Origin of the sequence: Rhizobium grahamii CCGE 502, assembly GCF_000298315.2 — a bacterium.
GTDB classification, from domain to species: domain Bacteria; phylum Pseudomonadota; class Alphaproteobacteria; order Rhizobiales; family Rhizobiaceae; genus Rhizobium; species Rhizobium grahamii.
This window is the reverse complement of the sequence record NZ_AEYE02000045.1, coordinates 1-1515: the sequence shown is the minus strand read 5'-3', so window position 1 is coordinate 1515 and position 1515 is coordinate 1. Positions and strand designations below refer to the sequence as shown.

1 protein-coding gene is annotated in these 1515 nt (G+C 56.7%); it reads left to right on the top strand.

What is annotated here, in order from left to right:
• The coding region (ltrA, locus tag RGCCGE502_RS34300) for a group II intron reverse transcriptase/maturase (protein WP_019280731.1) at positions 1-1515 on the top strand (1515 nt) is incomplete at both ends.

Here is a 1515-nt window from a genome sequence, read left to right as displayed (position 1 = left end):
ACTGGACGGGGCTGGGAAGGTCTTTGACCACAATCCAGTCATCGACGCTGATGAGAAGTCGGATACGCCCATAGTACCGGAGAAGTTGCCGAACAAGGGAGATGATCCTGCGGAGGCAATGGAGGGAAGGGGTGTAATCGGAGGGAACGTCATCGAAACCCCAGCGTACCGGACCCAGAGCCGGATCAAACACGCTTCGATGGGGATCGAGGGCGTACGGGAAGCCGCCAAACGGGACCCGAAGATGCGTTTCACGGCGCTGATGCACCACATCACTCCGGCGCTATTGGTGAAGAGCTTCCATGCGCTTCGCAAGCAAGCGGCAAGCGGTGTGGATGGGGTGACGTGGTACGACTATGAGAAGACCCTCGAAGGGCGCGTGCACGAACTGCACCGGGAGATTCAATCCGGTGTATATCGTGCACAACCGTCCCGACGGGTCTACATTCCGAAGAATGACGGAAGACTCCGTCCTCTCGGCATTGCAGCGTTGGAAGAAAAAGTCGTGCAGATGGCCGTGTCCACGGTTCTGAACGCGATCTATGAACAGGACTTCCTCGGCTTCTCATACGGGTTCCGGCAAGGAAGGGGACAGCATGGCGCGCTGGACGCCTTGTGGGTTGGGATCGACAAGCGGAAAATCAACTGGATACTGGATGCGGATATTCGCTCGTTTTACGATGAAATCGATCACGAGTGGATGGTTCGTTTCCTGTCGCATCGAGTGGGTGACCGCCGGCTGATACGTCTGATCCACAAATGGTTGAAAGCGGGCACGATTGAGGATGGCCGTCGCGTTGCATCAACGCGAGGAACTCCTCAGGGCTCTGTAATCAGCCCAGTGCTATCGAATATCTATCTGCATTACGCATTGGATTTATGGGTCCAGCAATGGCGTACTCGAGATGCCAAAGGCGACGTGATCATTGTACGATATGCCGACGACAGCGTAATTGGGCTCCAGTACGAAGGAGAGGCGCAGCGCTTCCTGCAAGCATTGCGGGAGCGTCTCGCTCAGTTTGGTTTGCAGCTACACCCGGAAAAGACGCGGCTAATACGCTTTGGGCGGTATGCTGCGAGAAACTGCCGGGAGCGTGGTATCCGCAAGCCAGAGACCTTCGACTTTCTGGGATTCACACATTGCTGTGGCAGGCGGCGCAATGATGGAGGCTTCAAGATTGTCCGTCTGACGATCAAGAAGCGCATGCGCACGACGCTGGAGGCCATTCGAGGAACGCTAATGCGACGACGCCATGAACCGGTGGCAGTAGTAGGTCGGTGGCTACGGCAAGTGTTACAGGGGTATTTGAACTACCATGCGGTTCCCGGCAATCTACGAAGATTGGGTGGGTTCCGCTGGGAAGTCGGTCGCGCTTGGCGACACGCTTTGATGCGTCGAAGCCAACGAAACCGCCTGTCTTGGGAGCGTTTCCAGAGACTGCTTCGCAAATACCTGCCGCCATGCCGGCTGGTGCATCCCCATCCAGATGCTCGGCTCACCGTCAAAACAGCCGA